1 protein-coding gene is annotated in these 1,853 nt (G+C 65.4%); it reads left to right on the top strand.

The annotated features are described in order from the left end of the window. Nucleotides 1–18: 18 nt before the first annotated feature. The coding region (acs, locus tag BYZ73_RS20935; RefSeq protein ID WP_112317545.1) for an acetate--CoA ligase at nt 19–1,853 on the top strand (1,835 nt) is incomplete at its 3' end.

Here is a 1,853-nt window from a genome sequence, read left to right as displayed (position 1 = left end):
CCGCCGGATCCGGATTTTGTGTCCGGGGCTCATATTGACGCTGCGGCGTATGAGGCGATGTACCGGCAATCGGTCGAGGACCCGGAAGGGTTCTGGGGCGAGCACGGCAAGCGGCTCGACTGGATCAAGCCCTATACCGAGGTCAAGAACACCAGTTTCAAGATGGGCGAGGTCGAGATCCACTGGTTCCGGGACGGCACGCTGAACGTCGCCTCGAACTGCATCGACCGGCACCTGAAGACCCGCGGCGATCAGGACGCTATCGTCTTCGTGCCCGACGATCCCGACGAGCCGGTCCGCCACATCACCTATCGCGAGCTCCACGAGAAGGTGAACCGGATGGCCAACGTCCTGCTGAGCCAGGGCGTGATGCGCGGCGACCGCGTGGTGATCTACATGCCGATGATCCCCGAGGCCGCCTATGCGATGCTGGCCTGCGCCCGGATCGGGGCGATCCATTCGGTCGTGTTCGCGGGCTTCTCGGCCGACGGGCTGGCCAACCGGATCAACGATTGCGGCGCCAAGGTCGTCATCACCGCCGACACCGCGCCGCGCGGCGGGCGCAAGACCGCGCTGAAATCGAATGCCGATGCCGCCCTTCTGCACTGCTCGGACAAGGTGCGCTGCATGGTCGTCAAGCATACGGGCGACCAGACCTCCTGGATCCAGGGCCGCGATGTCGACGTGCTGCAGCTGATGGAACATGCCTCGCCCGACTGCCCGCCGCGCGAGCTGGCCTCGGAACATCCGCTGTTCATCCTCTATACCTCGGGCTCGACCGGCAAGCCCAAGGGCGTGGTGCACAGCTCGGGCGGGTATCTCGCCTATGCGGCGATGACCCATGAATACACCTTCGACTATCACGAGGGCGACGTCTTCTGGTGCACCGCCGATGTGGGCTGGGTGACCGGCCACAGCTACATCGTCTACGGCCCGCTCGCGAACGGGGCGACGACCGTGATGTTCGAGGGCGTGCCGACCTACCCCGATGCGGGCCGGTTCTGGCAGATCTGCCAGGACCTGAAGGTCAACCAGTTCTACACCGCGCCGACGGTGATCCGGGCGCTGATGGGCCAGGGCACCGAATGGGTCGAGAAATACGACCTGTCGAGCCTCAAGGTTCTGGGCTCGGTCGGCGAGCCGATCAATCCCGAAGCCTGGGAGTGGTACAACGAGCATGTCGGCAAGGGCCGCTGCCCGATCGTCGACACCTGGTGGCAGACCGAGACCGGCGGGCATCTGCTGACGCCCTTGCCGGGCGCGACGGCGACCAAGCCCGGGTCCGCCACCAAGCCCTTTTTCGGGGTGCAGCCGGTGGTTCTTGAAGCCGAGTCGGGCAAGGAGATCGACAGCACCGAGGCCGAGGGCGTGCTGTGCATCAAGGACAGCTGGCCCGGGCAGATGCGCACGGTCTGGGGCGATCACGACCGCTTTCAGGAGACGTATTTCAGCCATTACAAGGGCTATTACTTCTCGGGCGACGGCTGCCGGCGCGATGCCGACGGCTATTACTGGGTCACGGGCCGGGTCGATGACGTGATCAACGTCTCGGGCCACCGGATGGGCACGGCCGAGGTGGAATCGGCGCTGGTGGCGCATCAGGCGGTCGCCGAGGCCGCGGTCGTGGGCTATCCGCACGAGCTGAAGGGCCAGGGCATCTACGCCTATGTGACGCTGATGAACGGGATCGAGGCGACGGAAGATCTCCGCAAGGAGCTGGAGAAATGGGTCCGCACCGAGATCGGCCCGATCGCCAAGCCCGACATCATCCAATGGGCCCCGGGCCTGCCCAAGACCCGGTCCGGCAAGATCATGCGCCGGATCCTGCGCAAGATCGCCGAGAACGATTTCGG

Source organism: Rhodovulum viride (assembly GCF_003265965.1).
Lineage (GTDB): Bacteria > Pseudomonadota > Alphaproteobacteria > Rhodobacterales > Rhodobacteraceae > Rhodovulum > Rhodovulum kholense.
This window is presented reverse-complemented; position numbering and strand designations above follow the sequence as displayed.